2 tRNA genes and 3 rRNA genes are annotated in these 5,852 nt (G+C 48.2%); all 5 read right to left on the bottom strand.

Going from position 1 to position 5,852, the window contains the following annotated elements:
- Positions 1 to 28: 28 nt before the first annotated feature.
- Positions 29 to 140, bottom strand: a 5S ribosomal RNA gene (gene rrf, locus GGQ60_RS22820).
- A 139-nt stretch (positions 141 to 279) separates the two neighbouring features.
- Positions 280 to 3,154: ribosomal RNA gene (locus tag GGQ60_RS22815) — 23S ribosomal RNA — on the bottom strand.
- A 417-nt stretch (positions 3,155 to 3,571) separates the two neighbouring features.
- A tRNA-Ala gene (locus GGQ60_RS22810) sits at positions 3,572 to 3,648 on the bottom strand.
- Between the two features lie 82 nt (positions 3,649 to 3,730).
- Positions 3,731 to 3,808, bottom strand: a tRNA-Ile gene (locus GGQ60_RS22805).
- Positions 3,809 to 4,069: 261 nt separating this feature from the next.
- Positions 4,070 to 5,591 (bottom strand): 16S ribosomal RNA (locus GGQ60_RS22800).
- The 16S, 23S and 5S rRNA genes sit together here with 2 tRNA genes alongside, the layout of an rRNA operon.
- Positions 5,592 to 5,852 lie beyond the last annotated feature (261 nt).

Below are 5,852 nucleotides of genomic sequence, written 5' to 3'. Positions count from 1 at the left end.
TCATCTCTGACGAAGGGTTTCTTTTAAGATCTGGCACCGACCTACTCTCCCACGTGTTACCGCAGTACCATCGGCTCTGGTGGGCTTAACTTCTCTGTTCGGAATGGGAAGAGGTGGACACCACCGATATAGGCACCTGAATATTTTTAAATAAGGTGTAGGGTTGAAAGGTGTAGGGTATAAGGTTTATCAACCTTACGCCTTAAGCCTTTTACCTTAAGCCTTAAATGACATATTATTGAAAGAAGTTAGTTTGAAGAACAAACAACATGATGTTGCTTTTGAAAGCTTCGGATGATTAGTACTACTCGACTGTGCTGTCACCAGCTTTACATCTGTAGCCTATCAACGTAGTAGTCTGCTACGGTCCTATATGGAATTCTCATCTCGTGGCTAGTTTCGCACTTAGATGCTTTCAGCGCTTATCTATTCCCAGCGTAGCTACTCTGCAATGCCCCTGGCGGAACAACAGATTCACTAGAGGCTGGTCCAACCCGGTCCTCTCGTACTAAGGTCAGCCCCACTCAAAATTCCTACGCCCACAACAGATAGGGACCGAACTGTCTCGCGACGTTCTGAACCCAGCTCGCGTGCCACTTTAATCGGCGAACAGCCGAACCCTTGGGACCTTCTCCAGCCCCAGGATGTGACGAGCCGACATCGAGGTGCCAAACCTCCCCGTCGATATGAGCTCTTGGGGGAGATCAGCCTGTTATCCCCAGCGTACCTTTTATCCTTTGAGCGATGGCCCTTCCATGCAGAACCACCGGATCACTATATCCGTCTTTCGACCCTGATCGACCTGTATGTCTCACAGTCAAGCAAGCTTATGCTATTGCACTCCGCGTACGGTTACCAAGCGTACTGAGCTTACCTTTGAAAGCCTCCGTTACCTTTTTGGAGGCGACCACCCCAGTCAAACTACCCATCAAACAATGTCTCCCGATAATCGGGATTAGACATCGAATACAGAAAGGGTGGTATTTCAACGTTGGCTCCTTGATGCCTGGCGACACCAATTCATAGCCTCCCACCTATCCTACACATCCTGTACCCAATGTCAATGTTAAATTGTAGTGAAGGTGCATGGGGTCTTTCCGTCCCGTTGCGGGTACCCGGCGTCTTCACCGGGACCACAATTTCACCGAGCTCATGGCTGAGACAGCGCCCAGATCGTTACACCATTCGTGCAGGTCGGAACTTACCCGACAAGGAATTTCGCTACCTTAGGACCGTTATAGTTACGGCCGCCGTTTACTGGGGCTTCGATTCAATGCTTCTCTTACGATGACATCCCCTCTTAACCTTCCAGCACCGGGCAGGTGTCAGGCCTTATACCTCATCTTTCGATTTTGCAAAGCCATGTGTTTTTGTTAAACAGTCGCCTGGGCCTTTTCACTGCGGCTTACATTACTGCAAGCGCCCCTTCTCCCGAAGTTACAGGGCCATTTTGCCGAGTTCCTTAGCCATGATTCACTCGAGCACCTTAGAATCCTCTTCCCGGATACCTGTGTCGGTTTGCGGTACGGGTTTTTATAACCTGAAGCTTAGCGGTTTTTCTTGGAAGTCTGATTACCTGCGCTATCCACTCAGCCGAAGCCTTGCGGTACTATCAGCCTTCAGCAGGTCTGGCGGATTTGCCTACCAGTCCTATACCTACAGCCTTTAACGATCTATTCCGTCAGATCGCGGCAGTGTCACTACTCCGTCCCCACATCGCAGTTATAAAAAGTACGGTAATATTAAACCGTTGTCCATCGAATTTCCCCTTCGGGTTCTCCTTAGGTCCCGACTAACCCTGATCCGATTAGCGTTGATCAGGAAACCTTATCCTTTCGGTGGGCGGGTTTCTCGCCCGCCTTATCGTTACTTATGCCTACATTTGCTTTTCTATACACTCCAGCACCCATTACCAGATACCTTCACCGTATATAGAATGCTCCCCTACCGATATATTTCAATCCCATAGCTTCGGTGTACAATTTTATGCCCGTTTATTATCCATGCCCGATCGCTCGACTAGTGAGCTGTTACGCACTCTTTAAATGAATGGCTGCTTCCAAGCCAACATCCTAGCTGTCTGTGCAATCGGACCTCGTTAGTTCAACTTAACTGTAACTTGGGGACCTTAGCTGATGGTCTGGGTTCTTTCCCTCTCGGCGCGTGACCTTAGCACCCCGCGCCTCACTGCCGACTATATTATATAGCATTCGGAGTTTGTCTGGATTTGGTAGGATTTGACTCCCCCGCACCCAATCAGTAGCTCTACCTCTATATAACTCAACGTCGACGCTGTTCCTAAAAACATTTCGGGGAGTACGAGCTATTTCCCAGTTTGATTAGCCTTTCACCCCTACCCACAGATCATCCGGAAACTTTTCAACGTTTATCGGTTCGGTCCTCCAGTACGTGTTACCGCACCTTCAACCTGTCCATGGGTAGATCACAAGGTTTCGCGTCTACCTCCTCTGACTATACGCCCTATTCAGACTCGCTTTCGCTTCGGATCCGTGCCTGAAGCACTTAACCTTGCCAGAGAAGAGTAACTCGTAGGCTCATTATGCAAAAGGCACGCCGTCACACCACTTGGATGCTCCGACCGCTTGTAAGTACACGGTTTCAGGTTCTATTTCACTCCCCTGTTCGGGGTTCTTTTCACCTTTCCCTCACGGTACTGGTTCACTATCGGTCTCTCAGGAGTATTTAGCCTTACCGGATGGTGCCGGCAAATTCCCACAAGGCGTCTCCGACCTCGCGGTACTCAGGATACTACTAGGCTAGCATTCTATACGTGTACTGGGCTATCACCATGTATCGCCGGGCTTCCCATCCCGTTCCACTTCTGTTTGCTAATACCACATCGTAGTCCTACAACCCCAAAATTGCCGTAACAATATTGGTTTGGGCTTCTTCCCTTTCGCTCGCCACTACTCAGGAAATCATTATTATTTTCTCTTCCTCTGCTTACTTAGATGTTTCAGTTCGGCAGGTTTGCTCATTATATGTGACTGGTCTTCAACCAGCCGGGTTGCCCCATTCGGAAATCTTCGGATCAATTCCTATTTGCAAATACCCGAAGCTTATCGCAGCTTATCACGTCCTTCATCGCCTCTGAGAGCCAAGGCATCCCCCGTGTACTCTTTCTTACTTTCTTCTACGCATGCGCCTTTTGCGCCGCATGGTATGCTTTTTTGCTCTTGTTATGATGTCTCATTCCCAACTTTACGCCGGGAGAGCACAAACAAAACAGTCGCCTATTGTTGTTTGCTCTTCTTTTTTAACTTCTTCCAATATGTCAAAGAACTTTATTAAGGTTAAAGGTGGAGGGTATAAAGGTCGAGGGTTTCATTCCCCTGCGCCTAAGCCTCTAACTTAACCTTATTAGTAAAAAACTGCGGTCTCGAACCGTTTCAGATGTTTTGGGTATTTCATCTGTGCCCCATGGCGTTTCTTCTTTTATTTCAATTTGTCAATGTATCCCATCAATCCTGATGGAATTGCTCTTCGGTTGCAGTTTGTATAAGCTTTTAGGTTTACCTTAAACCCTAAACCTTATACCCTAAACCTTCAATGGTGGAGAATAACGGAGTCGAACCGTTGACCTCCTGCGTGCAAGGCAGGCGCTCTAGCCAGCTGAGCTAATCCCCCAGAGTGAGTCTTTAGTCTTTTAGTCCATAGTCATTAAGTCTTATTTGACTCATGACTTAAGAATCCAGACTTATAACTTCAATGGTAGTCCCGTCCAGATTTGAACTGGAGACCCCTACATTATCAGTGTAGTGCTCTAACCAGGCTGAGCTACGGGACTGTTGATTTAAGGTAAGCTTTAGTATGCAGTATATAGTATCTTACCGCTACTGCTTCCTTTGGCTTTCCCCATCGTAAGCTCCGTCATGCTTTAGCTCTTCTGCTATGGCACACCGTTGTCTTCTGGGTGTTTCTTTTTTCTCTTGTCTTTTTTTGTATAAAGTATCAGCCATTCAGTATCAAGACCTTAAGCCTTCTACCTTATTACCTATACCTTATTCGAAATATCATGTGGCGAAGCGAGTAGGTGATGCTACTCCAGAAAGGAGGTATTCCAGCCGCACCTTCCGGTACGGCTACCTTGTTACGACTTAGCCCCAGTTACCGGTTTTACCCTAGGACGCTCCTTGCGGTTACATACTTTAGGTACCCCCAGCTTCCATGGCTTGACGGGCGGTGTGTACAAGGCCCGGGAACGTATTCACCGCGTCATTGCTGATACGCGATTACTAGCGAATCCAACTTCATGGGGTCGAGTTGCAGACCCCAATCCGAACTGTGAACGGCTTTATGAGATTCGCATCATATTGCTATGTAGCTGCCCTCTGTACCGTCCATTGTAGCACGTGTGTAGCCCCGGACGTAAGGGCCATGATGACTTGACGTCGTCCCCTCCTTCCTCTCTGTTTGCACAGGCAGTCTGTTTAGAGTCCCCACCATAACATGCTGGCAACTAAACATAGGGGTTGCGCTCGTTGCGGGACTTAACCCAACACCTCACGGCACGAGCTGACGACAGCCATGCAGCACCTAGTTTCGTGTGATTGCTCACTGATCTATCTCTAGATCATTCACTAACTTTCAAGCCCGGGTAAGGTTCCTCGCGTATCATCGAATTAAACCACATGCTCCTCCGCTTGTGCGGGCCCCCGTCAATTCCTTTGAGTTTCACCCTTGCGGGCGTACTCCCCAGGTGGAACACTTAACGCTTTCGCTTAGCCGCTGACTGTGTACCGCCAACAGCGAGTGTTCATCGTTTAGGGCGTGGACTACCAGGGTATCTAATCCTGTTTGATCCCCACGCTTTCGTGCCTCAGCGTCAATAAGACCATAGTAAGCTGCCTTCGCAATCGGTGTTCTGAGACATATCTATGCATTTCACCGCTACTTGTCTCATTCCGCCTACCTCTAGTCCATTCAAGCCCGTCAGTATCAAGGGCACTGCGATAGTTGAGCTACCGTCTTTCACCCCTGACTTAACAGGCCGCCTACGCACCCTTTAAACCCAATAAATCCGGATAACGCTTGGATCCTCCGTATTACCGCGGCTGCTGGCACGGAGTTAGCCGATCCTTATTCTTCCGGTACATTCAGCTACTTACACGTAAGTAGGTTTATTCCCGGATAAAAGCAGTTTACAACCCATAGGGCAGTCTTCCTGCACGCGGCATGGCTGGTTCAGGGTTGCCCCCATTGACCAATATTCCTTACTGCTGCCTCCCGTAGGAGTCTGGTCCGTGTCTCAGTACCAGTGTGGGGGGTCATCCTCTCAGATCCCCTAGTCATCGTCGCCTTGGTGGGCCGTTACCCCGCCAACTAGCTAATGACACGCATGCCCATCTTCATCCCATAAATGTTTGATCAAAGTAAAATGCTATACCTTGATGTTATGCGGTATTAATCCGGATTTCTCCGGGCTATCCCCCTGATGAAGGTAGGTTGCATACGCGTTACGCACCCGTGCGCCACTTTCATCCCAACCGAAGTCGGGAATCTCGTTCGACTTGCATGTATTAGGCCTGCCGCTAGCGTTCATCCTGAGCCAGGATCAAACTCTCCATTGTAAAATGTTATTTGATGCTGACCAGTTTTAACTATTGTTAAAAATAGTCTTCTTTTTTATGTTGTCTGTTAGACATCACCTCTAAAATTAAGCTGGCTAACCATGTACTTCGGTCAGTACTTCATTAAACCCGCTTTCGCTACATTGACATCTCTTTTAAGAACTTATCGATCTGGTAAACCTCGCGGCCGATCTTTATATTTTAATTCACCTTAATCAAAGGGTCGTTTTTCTTCCCCTTGTTTTCAGCTCATCTCCATCT

Origin of the sequence: Pedobacter zeae (assembly GCF_014196715.1) — a bacterium.
In the GTDB taxonomy this organism is placed as follows: Bacteria; Bacteroidota; Bacteroidia; order Sphingobacteriales; family Sphingobacteriaceae; genus Pedobacter; species Pedobacter zeae.
This window is presented reverse-complemented; position numbering and strand designations above follow the sequence as displayed.